This window comes from Escherichia sp. WS3227_2 (assembly GCF_046486495.1).
Classification (GTDB): domain Bacteria; phylum Pseudomonadota; class Gammaproteobacteria; order Enterobacterales; family Enterobacteriaceae; genus Escherichia; species Escherichia coli.
On the sequence record NZ_JBJQLG010000008.1, the window covers coordinates 182,328 to 203,009 of the forward strand.

A 20,682-nucleotide genomic window follows, 5' to 3' on the forward strand; every position below is an offset into this window, starting at 1 on the left:
GGGAACGTTCGAGCACTTTTTTGACTTGATCGTTAATCTGAACCGGAAGAACATTCCGGCTTTTTCATCTTGTCACGACGCGGCAATAAACAGCTCACGCAGCTGATGCAACTGGTCACGAATTTGTGCCGCTTCTTCGAACTCCAGATTCTGCGCGTGTTGCATCATCAACCCTTCGAGTTCATGGATCTTCTGCTGCAACGCTTTAGGCGACATATCCATCGGCACATTATCCGGCTCAACAATCGGGCGCGATTTTCCTCTGCCCTTCGCTTTGGTTTTAGCAATGTTCTGCCCCAGCGCCAGGATATCGACCACTTTCTTGTTCAAGCCTTGCGGCGTAATACCGTGTTCCTCGTTGTACTTCTGCTGTTTCTCGCGACGACGTTCGGTTTCGCCAATCGCTTTCGCCATTGACGGGGTGATCTTATCGCCGTAGAGAATCGCTTTACCGTTAACGTTACGCGCCGCACGACCAATAGTCTGGATCAACGAACGTTCGGAACGCAGGAAGCCTTCTTTGTCAGCGTCGAGGATCGCCACCAGCGACACTTCCGGCATATCCAGACCTTCGCGCAGTAAGTTGATCCCCACCAGCACGTCGAACTCGCCCAGACGCAAGTCGCGGATAATCTCCATACGTTCGACGGTGTCGATATCTGAGTGAAGATAACGCACGCGCTCGCCGTGTTCTTCGAGATATTCCGTGAGATCTTCCGCCATTCGCTTGGTCAGTGTGGTGACCAGTACGCGTTCGTTAATTGCCGCTCGCTGACGAATCTCCGATAGAAGATCATCGACCTGTGTCGCCACTGGCCGCACTTCGATAATCGGATCAAGCAATCCGGTTGGACGCACCACCTGATCCACCACATCGCCGCCGGATTTTTCCAGCTCGTAATTACCCGGCGTCGCCGAAACATAGATGGTTTGCGGCGCTAATGCTTCGAACTCTTCAAATTTCAGCGGACGGTTATCCAGCGCTGATGGCAGGCGGAAGCCGTACTCCACCAGCGTCTCTTTACGCGCCCGGTCACCGCGATACATGCCGCCAATTTGCGGAATGGTAACGTGAGATTCATCAACCACCAGCAGCCCATCGGCAGGCAGGTAATCAAACAGCGTCGGCGGTGGCTCACCCGGTCCACGACCGGAGAGGAAGCGCGAGTAATTCTCAATCCCGGAACAGTAGCCCAGCTCGTTCATCATCTCCAGATCAAACTGGGTACGCTGGGTCAGCCGCTGCTCTTCCAGCAGTTTGTTATTCTCCAACAGCACTTTGCGTCTGGCGGCCAGTTCTTCTTTGATCTCTTCCATCGCCTGTACGATGCGCTCGCGCGGCGTGACGTAGTGCGTTTTCGGATAGATGGTAAAACGTGGAATAGTGGAAACAATCTGCCCGGTGAGCGGGTCAAATAACGACAATCGTTCCACTTCCTCGTCAAACAGCTCCACGCGAAGTGCAATGTCATCCGATTCTGCCGGGAAGATATCAATCACCTCACCACGAACGCGGAAAGTACCACGCTGGAATGCTTGATCATTACGAGCGTATTGCAGCTCCGCCAGTCGGCGCAGGATCGCGCGCTGATCGATAATCATACCGACCGTGAGATGGAGCATCATTTTGAGATATAAATCAGGATCGCCCAGACCATAAATCGCGGAAACAGACGCCACCACAACCACATCACGCCGCTCCAGCATCGCTTTGGTAGCGGACAAACGCATCTGCTCAATATGTTCGTTAACCGAGGCATCTTTCTCAATGAAGGTGTCGGAACTCGGTACATAGGCTTCCGGCTGATAGTAGTCGTAGTAGGAGACGAAATACTCCACCGCGTTTTCCGGGAAGAACTCTTTCATTTCGCCATACAGCTGGGCCGCCAGAGTTTTGTTGGGCGCAAGTACCATGGTTGGGCGCTGAAGGTCAGCAATGACATTGGCAATGGTGAAGGTTTTCCCGGAGCCAGTCACGCCAAGTAACGTCTGGTGCGCCAGGCCATCTTCCAGCCCCTCTTCGAGACGTCGAATCGCCTCTGGCTGATCGCCAGAAGGTTTAAAAGCGGAATTCAGTTTGAACGGTTTACTCATGAGTCGCTACCTGAAGGAGTTGGGCGGGCAGGTATGTAATTTTACTCGTCGTACTTAATTATGCCAACAAATTATACTGGATAAAAAAACAGTTCCTCACCATAATATTTCTGTTACAGCGTAAACTCCGCTGTCAATCATGAGCAAAATTTACTCTGTGGCGAGATAAAACTCCGGCCTTACCGGGTTATCCCCAAAGCAACGGCTTTTTTAACATTTGTCAAGATGAGTGATGACAGTTTTATGGCAAGAGATGCCTCTTCAGTGACTGCCATTGCAATTATCTAACCAGTTAAAAAATAAAAGATATTTCTTTGAGCCGTCTTTAACGCCAATTCGCGTGCAAGCCGCGTATTCTCTCGCTTGCCTCGTGTTTTCTAACTCTAATACACATGGTTATCCACAGGAATAGTGGATAACTGTCTGCAGCCCCTATCCCCCGCCGCCTGGGCAATTCCCACATTCATCGCATGATGCGGAAGTAAAATTTTTTTCGTGATTATTTTAGAATTTAATTGGTTAAATTGCAGTCAATCGAAGACGCGATCTCGCTCGCAATTTAACCAAATACAGGATGGCTACAACAAGGCAAGGTTTATGTACTTTCCGGTTGCCGCATTTTCTGGATTTTCTGCAAGCCAGGGAATTTCGCCCACCAGCGGCGCGGGAATCATGCGGGTGAGCGTGGTCATATATTCAGCGTGACGTTTTCCAGGAGGCGTGACATCATTCGCCACCCAACCCGCCAGAGTCAGTCCGGCGTGTTGTATTGCCTGTGCCGTCAACATCGCGTGATTAATACAGCCGAGTTTCACACCAACTACCAGTATCACCGGCAGTTGTTCCTGTGTTACCCAATCCGCAAAAGTGAAAGTGTCAGAAAGCGGCGTAAACCAGCCGCCAGCACCTTCCACTAACACCCAGTCAGCCTGTTGTTCAAGCGCGCGTAATCCGGCACTCATTACCAATGATTCTATCGGCCTGCCCTCTTGTGCGCTGATGATGTGCGGCGAAGTGGGTTCTGCGAAGGTGTAAGGATTTACCGTTGCGTAATCCAGCTGCAGGCTGCTGTTGTGCTGTAACGCCAGCGCGTCACTATTACGTAAGCCTTCCGGGGTCTTTTCGCTGCCAGAGGCGACCGGTTTATAACCTGCCGTCCGATAACCTGCTGCCTTCGCGGCTTGTAAAAGTGCACAACTGGCGACAGTTTTCCCCACTTCGGTATCCGTTCCGGTGACAAAATAACGTTTACTCACGAGCAATTACTCCCAAAAAAAGATGATACGTCAGAGGATATCGCCCCTGTTGTTGCGGCCAGGCCAGTTGTAATCGCTGCAACTGCGAACGCGTTAATATTCGCGGGTCGCGCCCTTCATGAAGATGCGTGGCACCGATGCCTTTCAGCGAACGCATGGCACTGAGCGCATCATCAAACCACAGCGTGATGGGCTGAATATGATGTTGATAATGCACGCCGTTCAGCGACTGTTCGATTTCATCTGGCGGTAAAAAGCGATTAGCATGCGGGCGCTCGTCCACCGCCTGCCACGCCTGATGTAATTCAGGGAGCGATCCCTGCACCAGCGTGGTAAACGCGACCACGCCTCCGGGGCGCACCACCCTGTATAGCTCGCGGAGTGCCGTGGATAAATTACCGCACCACTGTACCGCGAGATTGCTCCATGCAAGATCGAAGGTTGCAGTCGCTAACGGCAGGGATTCGATATCTCCCGCCAGATAATGGTCTGCGGCATCCTTCTGGCGTGCCTGAACAAGCATTGGCGGCGAGAGATCTAACGCCGTCACCTGCGCGTGACGTTCCCGCCAGTGGCGGCTCATCCAGCCAGGTCCACAACCCGCGTCCAGTACGTGGGTGTATTTACGCTGTGGGAGCATTGCCAGTAAGACGTCAGCACTCTGGCGCTGTAGATCCGCATGTTGCTCATAGTGCGCGGCTGCCCGACCAAATGCCGCTGCAATGGCTTGTTTATTAACCGTTGCCATGCAGCACCTCCAGCAGACGGTCGATATCCTGCATTTCATGCGCGGCGGTTAGTGTTAAGCGCAGTCGCGCAGTACCAGCAGGTACGGTTGGCGGGCGAATCGCCGTGACCCAGCAGCCTTGCTGGCGCAGTTTTTCTGCCAGTTGTAACGCACGGCTGTTATCACCAACAATCAATGGCTGGATGGCGCTGCATGAATCAGCCAGCGTAAACGGCAAATCCTGTACTCCGGCACGAAAACGCGTAATGAGTGCCGCCAGTTTTTCGCGCCGTGCATCACCCTCATCACTGCGAATGACCGCCAGCGATGCACGTAATGCCTGCGCCTGAGCGGGCGGCATACTGGTGCTGTAGATAAGATGGCGGGCGAATTGCAGCAGATAATCCGCCACCGTATCGGAGCAAAGCACCGCTGCCCCACTGACGCCAAATCCTTTGCCAAAAGTCACCACCAGCAATTCTGGTTTTACCTTTTGCAGCCAGCAGCTGCCACGCCCCTGCTCCCCGATAACGCCCGTGCCGTGGGCATCATCGACCATCAACCAGCCATTGTGCTGTTGCGTTACTTTCTGGATTTCCGCCAGTGGCGCACTATCGCCGTCCATGCTGAACACGCCTTCTGTCACCACCAGTTGCTGCCCCGGACAGGGGGAAGCAAGCAGTCGCGCCAGATGAGTGACATCGTTATGGGTAAAACGGCGAAGCTGCGCCGGGCTTAAACTGGCAGCTTCCAGCAATGAGGCGTGACTCAGCCGATCGGCAACAATACGGTCCTCTTTCGCCATCATCGCGGCAATGACTGCCTGATTAGCGGCAAAACCAGAGATAAACAGCAGTGCCCGCGAATAGCCCAGCCACTCGGCCAGTTCTTCTTCCAGCGCCTGATGTGCCACGCTATAACCGCTGACGTGACCGGAGCCGCCGCTACCGACGCCAAATTGCTCCGCACTCTGCTTCCAGGCACGGATAATTTGCGGATGATGGCTTAAACCTAAATAATCGTTACTGGAAAAGTTCAGATACTGGCGATCGTCCGCCACCAGCCAGCGTCCGGCTCCTTGCGCCACTGGATAACGGCGACGCAGGGCGTCGGCAGCACGCCGCGCATCGAGCGCCGCGTTGATTTTATCCTGCCAGCTCATAGCGCTGCCGCGTTGTAATATTCGTCAGTGTCCGGGGTCATCAGTGCCTGCTCCAGACGCTGCTGTTGTTCGTTATCCCCTGCCAGCACGGCAGTTTGCTGCGGATTTAGCCCCAGTTTGCGGAACAGTTGCAGGTCTTTATCTTCTTCCGGATTCGGCGTGGTTAGCAGTTTGCAACCGTAGAAAATTGAGTTAGCCCCGGCCATAAAGCACATCGCCTGAGTCTGTTCGTTCATCTGCTCGCGTCCGGCAGAAAGGCGCACGTAAGAGGTCGGCATCATGATCCGCGCTACGGCAATGGTGCGAATAAAATCAAAGGCATCGACATCATCGTTATCTGCCAGTGGAGTACCTTTCACCTTCACGAGCATGTTGATTGGCACGCTTTCCGGCGGCGTCGGCAGGTTTGCCAGTTGCAGTAATAATCCGGCGCGATCTTTTACCGTTTCGCCTAAACCCACAATGCCACCTGAGCAGACTTTGATCCCGGCATCGCGCACTTTTTCCAGCGTATCAAGGCGTTCCTGATAAGTACGTGTGGTGATGATATTGCCGTAAAACTCCGGCGAGGTGTCGAGGTTATGGTTGTAGTAATCCAGCCCGGCATTCGCAAGGCGCTGCGCCTGAGATTCACTCAACGTACCCAGCGTCATACACGCCTCCAGCCCCATCGCTTTTACTCCCTGCACCATTTGTTCCAGGTACGGCATATCGCGTTCGTGGGGATTCTTCCACGCCGCGCCCATACAGAAACGCGTCGATCCCGCCGCTTTCGCTTTGCGCGCCGACTCCAGCACCTGTTCAACTTCCATCAACCGCTCGGCTTCCAGCCCGGTTTTGTAGCGCGAGCTTTGCGGGCAGTATTTGCAATCTTCCGGACAAGCTCCGGTCTTAATTGACAGCAACGTGCTGACCTGCACCTGACGTGGATCGAAATGCTGACGATGCACCTGCTGCGCTTCAAACAGCAGATCCAGCAACGGTTTTTCAAATAATTCTGTGACTTGCGACAATGTCCAGCGTGGGCGGTGAGCCATGGGGCTTCTCCAAAACGTGTTTTTTGTTGTTAATTCGGTGTAGACTCGTAAACCTAAATCTTTTCAATTTGGTTTACAAGTCGATTATGACAACGGACGATCTTGCCTTTGACCAACGCCATATCTGGCACCCATACACATCCATGACCTCCCCGCTACCGGTTTATCCGGTGGCGAGCGCCGAAGGTTGCGAGCTAATTTTGTCTGACGGCAGACGCCTGGTTGACGGTATGTCGTCCTGGTGGGCGGCGATCCACGGTTACAATCACCCGCAGCTTAATGCGGCGATGAAGTCGCAAATTGATGCCATGTCGCATGTGATGTTTGGCGGTATCACTCATGCGCCAGCCATTGAGCTGTGCCACAAACTGGTGGCGATGACGCCGCAACCGCTGGAATGCGTTTTTCTCGCGGACTCCGGCTCCGTAGCGGTAGAAGTGGCGATGAAAATGGCGTTGCAGTACTGGCAGGCCAAAGGCGAAGCGCGCCAGCGTTTTCTGACCTTCCGCAATGGTTATCATGGCGATACCTTTGGCGCGATGTCGGTGTGCGATCCGGACAACTCAATGCACAGCCTGTGGAAAGGCTATCTGCCAGAAAACTTGTTTGCTCCCGCCCCGCAAAGCCGCATGGATGGCGAATGGGATGAGCGCGATATGGTGGGCTTTGCCCGCCTGATGGCGGCGCATCGTCATGAAATCGCGGCGGTGATCATTGAACCGATTGTCCAGGGCGCAGGCGGGATGCGCATGTACCATCCGGAATGGTTAAAACGAATCCGCAAAATGTGCGATCGCGAAGGTATCTTGCTGATTGCCGACGAGATCGCCACCGGATTTGGTCGTACCGGCAAACTGTTTGCCTGTGAACATGCAGAAATCGCGCCGGATATTTTATGTCTCGGTAAAGCCTTAACCGGCGGCACAATGACCCTTTCCGCCACGCTCACCACGCGCGAGGTTGCGGAAACCATCAGTAACGGCGAAGCCGGCTGCTTTATGCATGGGCCAACTTTTATGGGCAATCCGCTGGCCTGCGCAGCAGCAAACGCCAGCCTGGCGATTCTCGAATCTGGCGACTGGCAGCATCAGGTGGCGGCTATTGAAGGGCAGCTACGCGAGCAACTTGCCCCCGCCTGTGACGCCGAAATGGTTGCCGATGTGCGCGTACTGGGGGCAATCGGCGTGGTCGAAACCACTCGTCCGGTGAATATGGCAGCGCTGCAAAAATTCTTTGTCGAACAGGGTGTCTGGATCCGGCCTTTTGGCAAACTGATTTACCTGATGCCGCCCTATATTATTCTCCCGCAACAGTTGCAGCGTCTGACCGCAGCGGTTAATCGTGCGGTGCAGGATGAAACATTTTTTTGCCAATAACGGGAAGTCAGCGTGAGGGTTTCTGGCTACACTTTCTGCAAACTAGAAAGGAGGGTTCATGAAACTCATCAGTAATGATCTGCGCGATGGCGATAAGTTGCCGCATCGTCATGTCTTTAACGGCATGGGTTACGATGGCGATAATATTTCACCGCATCTGGCGTGGGATGATGTTCCTGTGGGAACGAAAAGTTTTGTTGTCACCTGCTACGACCCGGATGCGCCAACTGGCTCCGGCTGGTGGCACTGGGTAGTTGTTAATTTACCCGCGGATACCCGCGTATTACCGCAAGGGTTTGGCTCTGGTCTGGTAGCAATGCCAGACGGCGTTTTGCAGACGCGTACCGACTTTGGTAAAACCGGGTACGATGGTGCAGCGCCGCCGAAAGGCGAAACCCATCGCTACATTTTTACCGTTCACGCGCTGGATGTAGAACGTATTGATGTCGATGAAGGTGCCAGCGGCGCGATGGTCGGGTTTAACGTCCATTTCCATTCTCTGGCAAGCGCCTCGATTACTGCGATGTTTAGTTAATCACTCTGCCAGATGGCGCTATGCCATCTGGTATCACTTAAAGGTATTAAAAACAACTTTTTGTCTTTTTACCTTCCCGTTTCGCTCAAGTTAGTATAAAAAAGCAGGCTTCAACGGATTCATTTTTCTATTTCATAGCCCGGAGCAACCTGTGAACACATTTTCAGTTTCCCGTCTGGCGCTGGCATTGGCTTTTGGCGTGACGCTGACCGCCTGTAGCTCAACACCGCCCGATCAACGTCCTTCTGATCAAACCGCGCCTGGTACCTCTTCTCGCCCGATTCTGTCGGCAAAAGAAGCGCAGAATTTCGATGCTCAACACTATTTTGCATCCCTGACACCAGGTGCGGCAGCGTGGAATCCTTCCCCGATTACCCTGCCTGCGCAACCTGACTTTGTTGTCGGCCCGGCGGGTACTCAAGGTGTAACGCATACCACGATTCAGGCGGCGGTAGATGCGGCAATTATCAAGCGCACCAACAAGCGCCAGTATATTGCCGTGATGCCTGGTGAGTATCAGGGAACGGTATATGTCCCTGCCGCTCCGGGTGGAATTACTCTGTACGGTACAGGTGAAAAACCGATTGATGTGAAGATTGGGCTTTCCCTTGATGGGGGCATGAGCCCTGCCGACTGGCGTCATGACGTCAACCCGCGCGGCAAATATATGCCAGGTAAACCAGCGTGGTATATGTACGATAGCTGCCAGAGCAAACGCAGCGACAGTATCGGCGTTCTCTGCTCTGCGGTCTTCTGGTCACAAAACAATGGCCTGCAACTGCAAAACCTGACCATCGAAAACACGCTGGGCGATAGCGTAGATGCGGGTAACCATCCGGCGGTGGCACTGCGTACTGATGGCGACAAAGTGCAGATCAATAACGTCAACATTCTCGGTCGTCAGAATACCTTCTTTGTCACCAACAGTGGTGTGCAAAACCGTCTGGAAACCAACCGTCAGCCGCGTACTCTGGTGACCAACAGCTATATTGAAGGGGATGTGGATATCGTTTCTGGTCGCGGCGCAGTGGTGTTCGATAATACCGAATTCCGCGTGGTGAACTCACGTACTCAGCAAGAAGCGTATGTGTTTGCACCGGCTACGCTGTCTAACATCTATTACGGTTTCCTCGCCGTAAACAGCCGTTTCAATGCTTCCGGTGATGGCGTGGCGCAACTGGGCCGCTCGCTGGATGTTGATGCCAATACCAACGGTCAGGTGGTGATCCGTGATAGCGCCATCAACGAAGGTTTTAACACGGCGAAACCGTGGGCCGATGCGGTGATTTCCAATCGTCCATTCGCAGGTAACACCGGCAGCGTTGACGATAGCGACGAAATACAACGCAATCTGAATGACACTAACTACAACCGCATGTGGGAATACAATAACCGCGGCGTGGGTAGCAAAGTGGTTGCAGAGGCGAAGAAGTAAAAAAGAAAACCCGATAGTCTGAACCATCGGGTTAATGAAACTGGGCGCTATATTTCATAGCGCCTTTTTTTACATCTGACGGTTTTTATTGAAGTTAATCAAACTACCCGCCTTGATAATCTCGCGCTCTTCAGCAGTCAGACTTTCCATATAGAGCGTAATCTCTGTTACTGGCGCATCTTCATGGATCACATAACCTTTAAACGTCGTACCCGGATTATCCAGCGCCGCTTTAATGCCTGGGATGTAAATGTAATCACCTACGTCAAAGTTCGGTGCTTCCGCCATTTGCAGCGGTAACATCCCCCAGTTGATGACGTTAGAACGGTAGCGTTTAGTCGCGTACTCCTCGGCAATATTCGCCAGACCGCCAATCACACGCTGGCAGCTCGCCGCCTGCTCACGCGCAGAACCATCGCCTGGTTTCACCGCATAGACCATGCTGCCAATTTCAGTTTGCAGCGGATCAATATGCTCCTGACCAGCAATCTGCTTAATGCGCGCAAACACCTCTGTCAGCTCGCTGACATTCCCCGCCAGACGCTGATTTTCCAGCTCAGCAGTCGCTTTACTTCTGCCAACATAACCTGGATCGCGGCGTGACAGGGTAAACTCCGCCAGACCAATCGGATTTGAACGATAAGAAGAGGTTTCACCGGAAGGGATCAGTTCGTCGGTGGTGGTCACTTCGTCGAGGATCTTCGAGCACACTTTGAGGACGATATTGTCAGTCAGCGCACCTAATTCCGGCCAGTCTTTAATGTTCGGTCCGTAAATCAGCGGTTGCTGAGTTGCCCCTTTCACAAAGCCCTGATAAACACGGTTTTTATACGGCGTTACATCGAAGGCGTACTCCGGCACGTTGTCCCAGCAATCGAGTTCGCTGGCAGAAGTTAAATAGCCACCGTTTGCCGCAGTCGCAGCGATAGAACGAGCGTCCATCAACGCCACCGCTGACATCTGCCCATTGGCTGGCTTAGAGCCTTCGCGGTTCGGGAAGTTACGCGTGGTGTGGCGAATGCTCAAACCGTTGTTGATTGGCGTATCGCCCGCGCCAAAGCATGGGCCGCAGAACGCGGTTCTGATGATTGCGCCTGCGCCAATCAAATCTGCTACCACACCTTTTTTGGCGAGATCCATAAACACCGGCTGTGATGACGGATAAACCGCCAGCGAGAAGGTGTCATTGCCACAGGATTGACCGCGCAGTGCATTCGCCGCCGCGATGACGTTTTCGTAGTTACCGCCAGAACAGCCCGCGATAATCCCCTGCTGCACTTTCAGGCGACCGTTTTCGACTTTATCCAGCAGCGAGAGTTTGGCTTTACCGTGCGCCACGCGCTCGGACTCAATTTCAATCTCACGCAGAATGTCGGTCAGGTTCTGGTTCAGTGTGTCGATTTCATATACGTTGCTCGGGTGGAACGGCAGCGCAATCATTGGTTTGATGGCGCTTAAATCAACGCTGATGCAGCCATCGTAGTACGCCATCGGTTGAGGGTTAAGCTGGCAGTAATCCTGGCCGCGACCGTGCAGCGCCAGCCAGTTATGGACTTCTTCATCGGTTTGCCAGACAGAACTTAAACAGGTCGTTTCAGTGGTCATAACGTCAACGCTGTTACGGAAATCGGTAGAGAGCGCAGCAACACCGGGACCTACGAATTCCATCACTTTGTTTTTGACGTAGCCGTTTTTGAACACGGCACCGATGATAGCCAGCGCCACATCCTGTGGCCCCACATGCGGCGCAGGTTTTCCGGTCAAATGCACCGCAACCACGCCCGGATAGTCGATATCCCAGGTGTCATTAAGCAGCTGTTTTACCAACTCACCGCCACCCTCACCGACTGCCATTGTCCCTAATGCACCGTAACGGGTGTGGCTGTCTGACCCGAGGATCATTTTGCCGCCGCCTGCCATCATCTCACGCATATATTGATGGATGACCGCAATATGCGGAGGCACAAAAATACCGCCATAACGCTGCGCTGCCGATAAACCAAAAACATGGTCATCACCGTTAATGGTGCCGCCGACGGCGCAGAGTGAGTTATGGCAGTTGGTCAGCACATACGGCAGCGGGAAACGTTCCATACCGGACGCTTTAGCGGTCTGTACAATACCAACAAAGGTAATATCGTGAGAGGCTAATGAATCAAACTTAATTTTAAGTTTATCCATATTTCCGGACGTATTATGAGAAGAGAGAATAGACCAGGCAATAGTGCCTTTTTTTGCTTCTTCTTTTTTAATTTCGCCGGTGAAATGTTCTTCGGCAATTATTTCGTTATTACTGGCGAGAAACACGCCTTTTTCAGATAACTTGATCATCAAATGCTCCAGATATCTGCGCACCGGAAAGTGCGCAGAAAGATAATAAATGGATATACTCTAAATAATTCGAGTTGCAGGAAGGCGACAAGCGAGTGAATCCCCAGGAGCTTACATAAGTAAGTGACTGGGGTGAGCGAACGCAGACGCAGCACATGCAACTTGAAGTATGACGAGTATATTTACAGCATGTTCCAGCCGATCAGCATATTCCACCACCACACGCCGAGGGTGATATGCACCAGGAAGGTTAATATCGTCAGTACCGCACCGACCAACCACCAGGATTTAATATCGTTGTAACCCACGCCAAAGATGACCGGACCTGCCGCGCCGCCATAGTGAGTAACCATGCCGCCATAGGAGTTAGAGAACAACAGTGCCAGCGCGGTTAACATTAACGGCGCGCCGGAGACGTTCGCCAGCATGGCAAATACTGGTAACATGGCAACGATATAGGCACTACCGGAAGCGAAGAAATAACGCACGATAATGCTGAGGAAAATAATAACGAAGAAAGCAACGTTACCGTGACCATCAAATGCCAGGTTATTTTTAAAGACTTCAGCTAACCATTCGAAGAATTTAACTTTCGATAATAAGGAGCTTAAGCCGATAATACCGCCGTACCAGATTAAGGTATTCCAGCCGCCTTTATTTTTAACCACGTCTTCCCAGGTAACGATACCCAGCAGCAGCATAGTCGCCATAACAACGATTGCCACGGTGGATTCATCAACCCCCAGTGACTTACTGAAAATCCAGCCCAGCAGCGCCAGCACGAAGACACCGAGCAGCATTTTTTCGCGGATTTTCATCGGTCCCAGTTCGGCAAGGCCCGCTTTGGCGATGGTTTTGTTATCCACCTTCTTAATTTCTGGCGGATACATGGTGTAAATCACCAGCGGGGTGACCAGCAGCATAATGATACCCGGCAATCCAGCGGCCAGCGCCCATCCACCCCAGCTAATTTGCAGGTGCAGAATGTCGTTGATCATTTTCAGCGCCAGAATATTCCCCGCCATTGCGGTAAAGAACATATAGCTGGTGGTTTTGGTGACCATGTAAATGGACATCATCAGGTAATGTCCGACACGACGCGGACTTTTTTCCGGTTCGGACCCCAAAGCCACCGCCACGCTGTTGATGATCGGTAACACAATACCGCCCGCACGCGCGGTGTTAGACGGTGTTGCCGGAGCCAGTACCAGATCGAGAAATACCGTAACGTAACCCAGACCCAGGGTAGTGCTACCAATTTTACCAATCAGCAGATAGGCTATACGTTTACCTAAGCCGGTGGTCACAAATGCGGCGCTTAAGGTAAACGCCGAGAACACCAGCCAGGTGGTACCTGAAGAGTAACCGCTTAATACGGCGGTGGTCTTAAACGCACCGTCGGATAAGTTACCGACCACCACCATTGAGGCAGCAACGGCAATTAACAGTACGACAGGTTCCGGGAAAGGCTTGATAACCAGCCCCACAATGGCCGCCAGGTAAATACCAAAAAGCACCCACGCCAGTTCGCTTAATCCTGCCGGAGCTGGCATAAAGCCAATAATACATGGGATCGCTAATATCAGAATTAGCTTCCATAACGATTTCTTATTCATTTAAAATCCTGTTCTTTCTGTATGACTCATACAGAAGTCCTTTATTGATTGTCCTTATCCTGACAACGAATTTTTTCAGGGAAGATAAACTTCACCGGAAAATATTTTTCTGGTTGTCCGAATAACAGATGCGCGTAACGTCGTGGCATCCTGACCTTCATTACTTAAATGAACGTCGAGCGCACCACTGGGGTGTTCAATATTGATATTGCCGTATCCTACAGAAGGGACGATTTGTCGGGTGACGGTGCCTTCCAATGCACAACTACTGGAAATGGCAATAGCTCCGGTTATCGCCAGCGCGCGATGGCAAGAATGCGGCATAAAATAACGCACATTAATTGCTCCGCCTTTCTGCGCTGGAGAAATAAGCACAGGTTTAGGGATAACCATATTACTGACATCGCCTAAGCCCATTGCTTTACCCGCTTGTAGACGGATAGATTCAATGCGGGCTAATAATGCTTTGTCGGCATCCAGCTCCGCCGGTGATTCATAGCCTGTTTTTCCCAGATATTCAGCAGGAATAATGACAACTGGCATCGCCATATCGATACAGGTCACCGGGACATCGTCAAAATAATCAATCTGATTATCAGTCGGGAAGACTTTTCCGGTTTTGGTTCCGGCGGCATTCAGGAAAGTGAGCGCAACCGGTGCGGCAGTACCCGGTACGCCGTCAATTCTGGCGCTACCCTCGTACTCGACAACACCATTTGGCGTTTGCACATCAGCCTCGATGAACGTACCAGTATTGACGTTGCGGATACGTACGCGGGTAACTGGCGAAGTCGCTGCAATCAAACCATTTTCAATGGCGAATGCCCCAACCCCAGACAGCATATTGCCGCAGTTAGGCGTGGTATCGACACGTTGCTCATGGACGATAACTTGAGCAAACAGATAATCGACATCTGCACGCGGATCGCTGGAACGGCTAATAATGGCGACTTTACTGGTCAGCGGATTACCGCCGCCAATACCGTCAATTTCCAGATCGTTACCGGAACCCATAATTGCCATCAATATTTTATCGCGCTGCGTTTGATCTTCGGGTAGATGTTCCGCTAACAGGAACGCGCCCCTCGAGGTTCCACCTCGCATCATCACGCAGGGTATTTTTTTCATAATAATGCCCTCAATTTAAAAACATAACTTATTGCGATATGGTTACATTAAGGGCAAAGCATCTCTAATGACTTTAGCTCAACGATTAATAACATTTTTTCATTAATTTAAGTTGGCTAAATGCAGTTAAAATTTTTAACGGCCAGCCACCCAAAATCGACGCTTCCATTTTTCGGAGTAATAATGAAGCATGAATTATCAAGTATGAAGGCATTTGTCATACTGGCAGAGTCCAGTTCATTTAACAATGCCGCTAAATTACTCAATATTACGCAACCTGCATTAACGCGAAGAATAAAAAAGATGGAGGAAGATTTACATATTCAACTATTTGAGCGTACAACTCGCAAGGTTACGTTAACAAAAGCAGGAAAAAGGTTGCTCCCGGAGGCGCGGGAATTAATAAAGAAATTCGATGAAACGCTTTTTAATATTCGTGATATGAATGCTTATCATCGTGGTATGGTGACGTTAGCGTGTATTCCGACCGCGGTATTTTATTTTTTACCGCTGGCAATCGGTAAATTTAATGAGCTGTATCCCAATATTAAAGTGCGGATTCTGGAACAAGGCACGAATAATTGCATGGAATCGGTGCTGTGTAACGAATCAGACTTTGGCATAAACATGAACAACGTCACAAATTCATCCATTGATTTTACCCCACTGGTCAACGAGCCGTTCGTGCTGGCCTGTCGGCGTGACCATCCATTGGCCAAAAAGCAGCTTGTAGAATGGCAGGAGTTAGTGGGTTACAAAATGATTGGCGTACGCTCCTCCAGCGGCAACCGACTGTTGATAGAACAACAGCTGGCCGACAAGCCCTGGAAGCTGGACTGGTTTTACGAAGTGCGTCATCTTTCGACGTCATTAGGACTGGTGGAGGCGGGACTGGGGATTTCGGCGCTTCCTGGTCTGGCAATGCCCCATGCACCCTATTCTTCGATTATTGGTATCCCGCTGGTGGAACCGGTTATACGTCGGACATTGGGGATTATTCGCCGCAAAGATGCCGTGCTTTCTCCGGCAGCTGAACGCTTTTTTGCCTTGCTGATTAATTTGTGGACTGACGATAAAGACAATTTGTGGACCAATATCGTCGAACGCCAGAGACATGCGTTACAGGAGATAGGTTAATACACCGGCGCAGAAGAGACTGCGCCGGGTAAATCAGCGGTTAGTGTGCGTTAACCACCACCCACATTGGTCCCTGCCCGACCGCATAGCGGCCTTTTTCATGCAGTAGCCCCTGCTCGCCAACAATTTCGTATACCGAGATGTGGTGAGATTTTTGCCCGGCGGCAATCAGATACTTGCCGCTGTGATCAACATTGAAGCCGCGCGGCTGGGTTTCCGTTGGCTGGAAGCCTTCTTTACTCAACACGCTGCCATCTTCCGAAACGCTGAAAACAGTTATCAGATTGGCGGTACGGTCGCAGGCGTATAAATGACGACCATCCGGGGTGATATGAATATCAGCCGCCCAACGGGTGTCGGAGAAGTTTTCCGGCATCATATCCAGCGTCTGGACACATTCGATATTGCCATGCGGATCTTTCAGTTCCCAGACATCCACTGAGCTGTTTAACTCATTGACGCAATACGCATATTGTTCGTTTGGATGGAATACCATATGACGCGGGCCGGCCCCTTCAACGGTAGTCACTTCCGCAGGGTCCTGTGCCACCAGATGACCATCATCGCTGACCGTAAACAGACAAATGCGATCCTGCTTTAATGCCGGAACCCACAGCGTACGGTTGTCCGGTGAGATATTGGCGGAATGGCAACCGTCCAGCCCCTCGACCACATCGACGACGCCCACTGGCAGGCCATCTTCCAGACGCGTTACGCTCACGTTACCCGCATTGTAAGAACCAACAAAGACAAACTGCCCCTGGTGATCGGTGGAAATATGCGTCGGACTACCCGGCAGCGCAGACTCTGCGGCAAAGGTCAGTGCGCCATCGTCCGGGGCGATACGATACGCCAGGACGCGAAACTCAGGGCGCACACCAACATAGAGATAACGTTTGTCCGGGCTGACCACCATCGGCTGCACCTGCCCCGGCACATCGACAACCTGTGTCAGCGTCAGTGCGCCTTCATGATTCAGGTTCCAGACGTGAATTTGCTGGCTCTCAGGGCTGGCGATATAAACTGTTTGCTTCATGAATGCTCCTTTGCATTTAGCAACTGACTGTAACAGCTAAAATTAGTCGCTTTTGGCGGTGAATGCTGAATTAAAACGCAGAATTTTGTCCGATAGTGGTATCGGTGTACCATTCGCGCAGAAGAAAATTCTTAACCTTAATCTGGAATACGCCATGACCACACGCGTGATTGCTCTCGACTTAGACGGCACCTTATTGACCCCGAAAAAGACCTTGCTTCCATCATCGATAGAAGCCCTGGCCCGCGCTCGCGAAGCAGGCTATCAATTAATCATCGTCACAGGTCGCCATCACGTCGCTATTCATCCTTTTTATCAGGCGCTGGCGCTGGATACACCTGCTATTTGCTGTAATGGCACCTATTTGTATGATTATCATGCAAAAACAGTGCTGGAAGCGGACCCAATGCCCGTTAATAAAGCCCTGCAACTCATTGAGATGCTGAATGAACACCACATTCACGGTCTGATGTATGTCGATGATGCAATGGTCTATGAGCACCCGACCGGGCATGTCATTCGCACGTCTAACTGGGCGCAAACCCTGCCGCCGGAACAGCGTCCGACTTTCACACAAGTCGCTTCTCTGGCTGAAACGGCGCAACAAGTTAACGCCGTATGGAAGTTCGCCCTGACGCACGATGACCTGCCGCAATTGCAGCATTTTGGTAAGCATGTCGAACATGAACTGGGACTGGAGTGTGAATGGTCCTGGCACGATCAGGTTGATATTGCACGCGGCGGCAACAGCAAAGGTAAACGTTTGACGAAATGGGTTGAGGCACAAGGTTGGTCGATGGAAAACGTCGTGGCATTCGGCGATAACTTTAATGATATCAGTATGCTGGAAGCCGCTGGTACAGGCGTGGCGATGGGCAACGCCGATGACGCGGTAAAAGCGCGCGCCAACATTGTGATTGGTGATAACACCACCGACAGCATTGCCCAGTTCATTTATAGCCACCTGATTTAATCAGGCGGTTATCGACACACTTTTAATTTGCGCGTACAGCCACAAGCCTGGTTTGATCGCCAGTTCATCCCTGGCCCACGGGCTGATACGCGCCCACAGCGTTTTACCGCCGACTTCCAGCTCCACTTCCACCTGGCCGTTGTCGTCATAACTATTAACAACTTTTGCCCGCAATACGTTACGAATGCTGGTTTGCTGCGGCGGTTGTAAAACCAGCGAGACATCGGTAGCCTGAATGCGGATGCGTAGCGCAGCTTGCAGCGGTTCGTCCAGCTTATTGACCCACAAATGCTGATCGCCCAGCGCCAGCGCGGTCATCGCGTAATGCGGATGATGCTCAAGCACCGTCACTTTCAGAATGCTACTTTGTTGCTCTTTCGGCAGCCACGGATTCATCACGCTACTGCCCCACACTTCCTCCAGCACGCCAAAGGCTTTCACCTGACCGTTTTCCAGTACCATCACTCTGTCTGCCAGATGGAGGATCTCATCCAGCGAATGGCTGACATACAACATCGGAATGTTGATTTCCCGTGTCAGCCGTTGCAGATAAGGCAACAGTTCGCGTTTACGCGGAATATCCAGTGACGCCAGCGGTTCATCCAGCAACAGCAATTCCGGTGCTGTCAGCAAAGCCCGACCAATCGCCACGCGCTGTTTTTCGCCTCCGGACAGGCTGCCTGGTAAACGGTCAAGCAACGGTTCAATGCCTAAAAGCGCCACCAGCTTATCGAACTGATCGACCATACTTTTCGACATGCCGTAGCGCAGATTGCCACGCACTTTGTAATGCGGGAACAGCCGCGCATCCTGAAAAACATAGCCAACGCGACGCTTTTCTGGCGTCAGGCAGATACCTTTTTCGGCATCATTTAGTACCCGCCCATTGAGGACAATCCGCCCTTTTTGCGGGCGCGTCAGTCCACTGATGGCGTTAATCAGCGAAGTTTTTCCGGCACCGGAGACGCCAAAGATAGCAGTGATGCCATTGGCGGGCAGCGTTTCATTAATGGTCAGGCAATGGTTGCCCAACGTCTGGGAAAAATTCAGTTCCAGCATGATTAGCGCCCCGCCCGTTCACGGCTGATTCTGGCCAGCCATTCTGAAATCAACAGGGAGATCATCGCCAGTGCAATAGAAATAATGCACAGTCTCGCCGCGCCACTTTCCCCGCCGGGGGTCTGGATCAGGGTATACATGGCAGAAGGAATGGTTCGCGTTTCACCAGGAATGTTCGACACAAAGGTGATGGTTGCACCAAACTCACCGAGAGAACGAGCAAAAGCCAGTACCGTACCAACAATAATGCCCGGTAAGGTCAGCGGTAACGTGATAGTAAAGAAAACGCGCCAGCGCCCGGCACCCAGTGTTCTTGCGGCCTGTTCCAGTTTGATATCAACACCTTCCAGCGCCAGACGAATTGCCCGCACCATCAGCGGAAACGACATGACGGCGGCAGCGAGAACCGCGCCGCGCCAGCTAAAGGCGAAGGTAATGCCAAACCAGTCATACAGACGTTCACCGATAAATCCGCGCCGTCCCATCGAAACTAATAATAAGTAACCGACGACCACGGGCGGTAACACCAGCGGTAGATGCAGTACGCTGTCGAGCAGAGCTTTGCCCGGAAACGTGCAACGCACCAGTAACCAGGCAAAAAAGATCCCAAACGGCAGGCTAAACAGCACAGCCAGGGAAGAAACTTTCAGGCTTAGTAAAACCGCCTGCCATTCTGGATCGGTCAGTATCATTACTTGGTTGTAAATCCGTAACGTTTAAAGATTTCCGCAGCCTGCGGCCCTTTCAAATAATCATAAAATGCTTTCACTGTCGCATTGTTATGCCCTTCCACAACAGCAACCGGGTATTCCACTTTTTTATGCGAATCTTCCGGGAAGGTGGCGACCACTTTTACCCCTTTGCTGGCAACTGCGTCAGAACCGTAAACTATGCCCAGCGGCGCTTCATTGCGTTCGACCAACGCCAGCGCGCCACGAACATCTTCCGCCGGAGCCAGTTTCGGGGAGAGCGTATCCCATGCGCCCAGTTTTTGCAGTGCTTCTTTTGCATAAATGCCAGCGGGAACATGTTCCGGATCGCCAACCGCCAGACGACCGCCATTCAGCAGCGAAGTCCAGTTGGTTTTGCTGTCGATGGTGAAATCTTTCTGCTCGCTGGCTTTCGGTGCTACAACGACCAGGCTATTGCCGAGCAGTGTCTGACGCGTAGCTGTATCGATCGCTTTTTTATCAACCGCATAATCCATCCATTTCTGATCGGCAGAAATAAACAGATCCGCAGGCGCACCCGCTTCAATCTGACGGGCGAGAGTAGATGACGAAGCGAAAGAAGAAACCACATCCACGCCTTTCTCTTTTTTATACTGCGTAGCAATGTCCTGCATTGCGTTAGTCAGTGATGCGGCGGCGAACACCGTGATTTTCCCTTCATCTGCCAGTGCATTGCCAGCAACAGCGAAAGAGAGTGCCGCCCCGGCAAACAAGTTCAACCATTTACGAGCCATTGGTAACCCCTTAATGTAACGTTATGTAGGCGACAATATAACGGCTAACTCAGAATTTTCCCAGCAGTTATTGCTAACCTTTGTGAGGTAGATGAGAAAAAATATCGGCAGGAAAAGCAGGAAGTTGAGAAAAAGAAATGCCCGACTAAGCGGGCATTCAGGGAATCAATGATTTTGTCCGGGCTGGTCTTTTTTACCAACACCAGAAAAGATGTTGAATACTTCACCAAGACCGTAAATCAGACCCAGGATGATGGCCATCACGACAGGTACCATGATTACGGCGAATACCAGACTTTTTAATAACTCTAACAT

Annotated in this window: 18 protein-coding genes; 5 read left to right on the plus strand and 13 right to left on the minus strand. The window is 51.7% G+C overall.

Annotated elements, in window-relative coordinates; all coding sequences use genetic code 11:
• Nucleotides 1–72 precede the first annotated feature (72 nt).
• From uvrB to bioB, 5 genes are all read right to left on the minus strand, one after another.
• A complete protein-coding gene (uvrB, locus tag ACJHXB_RS13395; RefSeq protein ID WP_000042533.1) occupies nt 73–2,094 on the minus strand; it encodes an excinuclease ABC subunit UvrB in 2,022 nt (673 codons plus the stop codon).
• Between the two features lie 578 nt (nt 2,095–2,672).
• Entirely contained in the window at nt 2,673–3,350 is a 678-nt protein-coding gene (gene bioD / locus ACJHXB_RS13400) for a dethiobiotin synthase (protein ID WP_000044832.1), read from the minus strand.
• Nucleotides 3,343–4,098, minus strand: a complete 756-nt coding sequence (gene bioC / locus ACJHXB_RS13405) for a malonyl-ACP O-methyltransferase BioC (protein WP_000246777.1) — start codon at nt 4,096–4,098, stop codon at nt 3,343–3,345. The genes bioD and bioC overlap by 8 nt, the downstream gene beginning before the upstream one ends.
• Nucleotides 4,085–5,239 carry an 8-amino-7-oxononanoate synthase gene (gene bioF, locus ACJHXB_RS13410; RefSeq protein WP_000118793.1) on the minus strand — a complete coding sequence of 385 codons (1,155 nt, stop codon included), beginning with the start codon at nt 5,237–5,239 and terminating at the stop codon, nt 4,085–4,087. Before bioF ends, bioC begins: the two co-directional genes overlap by 14 nt.
• Complete coding sequence (gene bioB / locus ACJHXB_RS13415) at nt 5,236–6,276, minus strand: biotin synthase BioB (RefSeq protein WP_000951213.1); 1,041 nt, start codon at nt 6,274–6,276, stop codon at nt 5,236–5,238. Before bioB ends, bioF begins: the two co-directional genes overlap by 4 nt.
• Before the next feature lie 86 nt (nt 6,277–6,362).
• On the opposite strand from bioB, the gene bioA reads away from it, so the two are divergent.
• The 3 genes from bioA to ACJHXB_RS13430 all read left to right on the plus strand — a co-directional run bounded on the left by bioA (nt 6,363) and on the right by ACJHXB_RS13430 (nt 9,622).
• A complete protein-coding gene (bioA, locus tag ACJHXB_RS13420; RefSeq protein ID WP_001469074.1) occupies nt 6,363–7,652 on the plus strand; it encodes an adenosylmethionine--8-amino-7-oxononanoate transaminase in 1,290 nt (429 codons plus the stop codon).
• Between the two features lie 58 nt (nt 7,653–7,710).
• Nucleotides 7,711–8,187, plus strand: coding sequence for a kinase inhibitor (locus ACJHXB_RS13425; protein ID WP_000767411.1), 477 nt, complete (start codon nt 7,711–7,713; stop codon nt 8,185–8,187).
• 151 nt (nt 8,188–8,338) lie between these two features.
• Nucleotides 8,339–9,622: a putative acyl-CoA thioester hydrolase gene (locus ACJHXB_RS13430; protein WP_001091563.1), complete on the plus strand. Its 1,284-nt coding sequence runs from the start codon at nt 8,339–8,341 to the stop codon at nt 9,620–9,622.
• A 69-nt stretch (nt 9,623–9,691) separates the two neighbouring features.
• Here ACJHXB_RS13430 and ACJHXB_RS13435 read toward each other — a convergent pair whose 3' ends face one another.
• The 3 genes from ACJHXB_RS13435 to ACJHXB_RS13445 form a co-directional block, all read right to left on the minus strand.
• On the minus strand, nt 9,692–11,953 hold the full coding sequence (locus ACJHXB_RS13435; RefSeq protein ID WP_000593892.1) for a hydratase: 2,262 nt from the start codon (nt 11,951–11,953) through the stop codon (nt 9,692–9,694).
• Nucleotides 11,954–12,135: 182 nt separating this feature from the next.
• Nucleotides 12,136–13,569, minus strand: a complete 1,434-nt coding sequence (locus tag ACJHXB_RS13440) for an anion permease (RefSeq protein WP_001036486.1) — start codon at nt 13,567–13,569, stop codon at nt 12,136–12,138.
• 75 nt (nt 13,570–13,644) lie between these two features.
• Complete coding sequence (locus ACJHXB_RS13445) at nt 13,645–14,697, minus strand: 4-oxalomesaconate tautomerase (protein ID WP_000723663.1); 1,053 nt, start codon at nt 14,695–14,697, stop codon at nt 13,645–13,647.
• A gap of 183 nt (nt 14,698–14,880) precedes the next feature.
• Here ACJHXB_RS13445 and ACJHXB_RS13450 point away from each other — a divergent pair, with 183 nt between their 5' ends.
• Nucleotides 14,881–15,834 carry a LysR family transcriptional regulator gene (locus ACJHXB_RS13450; protein ID WP_000679972.1) on the plus strand — a complete coding sequence of 318 codons (954 nt, stop codon included), beginning with the start codon at nt 14,881–14,883 and terminating at the stop codon, nt 15,832–15,834.
• 40 nt (nt 15,835–15,874) lie between these two features.
• Here the strand turns inward: ACJHXB_RS13450 and pgl are convergent, their stop codons facing one another.
• Nucleotides 15,875–16,870: a 6-phosphogluconolactonase gene (pgl, locus tag ACJHXB_RS13455; RefSeq protein WP_000815432.1), complete on the minus strand. Its 996-nt coding sequence runs from the start codon at nt 16,868–16,870 to the stop codon at nt 15,875–15,877.
• A 154-nt stretch (nt 16,871–17,024) separates the two neighbouring features.
• On the opposite strand from pgl, the gene ybhA reads away from it, so the two are divergent.
• Nucleotides 17,025–17,843, plus strand: a complete 819-nt coding sequence (gene ybhA / locus ACJHXB_RS13460) for a bifunctional pyridoxal phosphate/fructose-1,6-bisphosphate phosphatase (protein ID WP_000213425.1) — start codon at nt 17,025–17,027, stop codon at nt 17,841–17,843.
• Here the strand turns inward: ybhA and modC are convergent, their stop codons facing one another.
• The 4 genes from modC to acrZ all read right to left on the minus strand — a co-directional run bounded on the left by modC (nt 17,844) and on the right by acrZ (nt 20,682).
• On the minus strand, nt 17,844–18,902 hold the full coding sequence (gene modC / locus ACJHXB_RS13465; RefSeq protein WP_000891697.1) for a molybdenum ABC transporter ATP-binding protein ModC: 1,059 nt from the start codon (nt 18,900–18,902) through the stop codon (nt 17,844–17,846).
• A gap of 2 nt (nt 18,903–18,904) precedes the next feature.
• Nucleotides 18,905–19,594, minus strand: coding sequence for a molybdate ABC transporter permease subunit (gene modB, locus ACJHXB_RS13470; protein WP_000604031.1), 690 nt, complete (start codon nt 19,592–19,594; stop codon nt 18,905–18,907).
• Nucleotides 19,594–20,367, minus strand: a complete 774-nt coding sequence (gene modA / locus ACJHXB_RS13475) for a molybdate ABC transporter substrate-binding protein (RefSeq protein WP_000101994.1) — start codon at nt 20,365–20,367, stop codon at nt 19,594–19,596. The genes modB and modA overlap by 1 nt, the downstream gene beginning before the upstream one ends.
• A gap of 165 nt (nt 20,368–20,532) precedes the next feature.
• The gene (gene acrZ, locus ACJHXB_RS13480; protein ID WP_000891515.1) at nt 20,533–20,682 is read right to left on the minus strand and encodes a multidrug efflux pump accessory protein AcrZ; all 150 of its coding nucleotides are present in this window, start codon (nt 20,680–20,682) and stop codon (nt 20,533–20,535) included.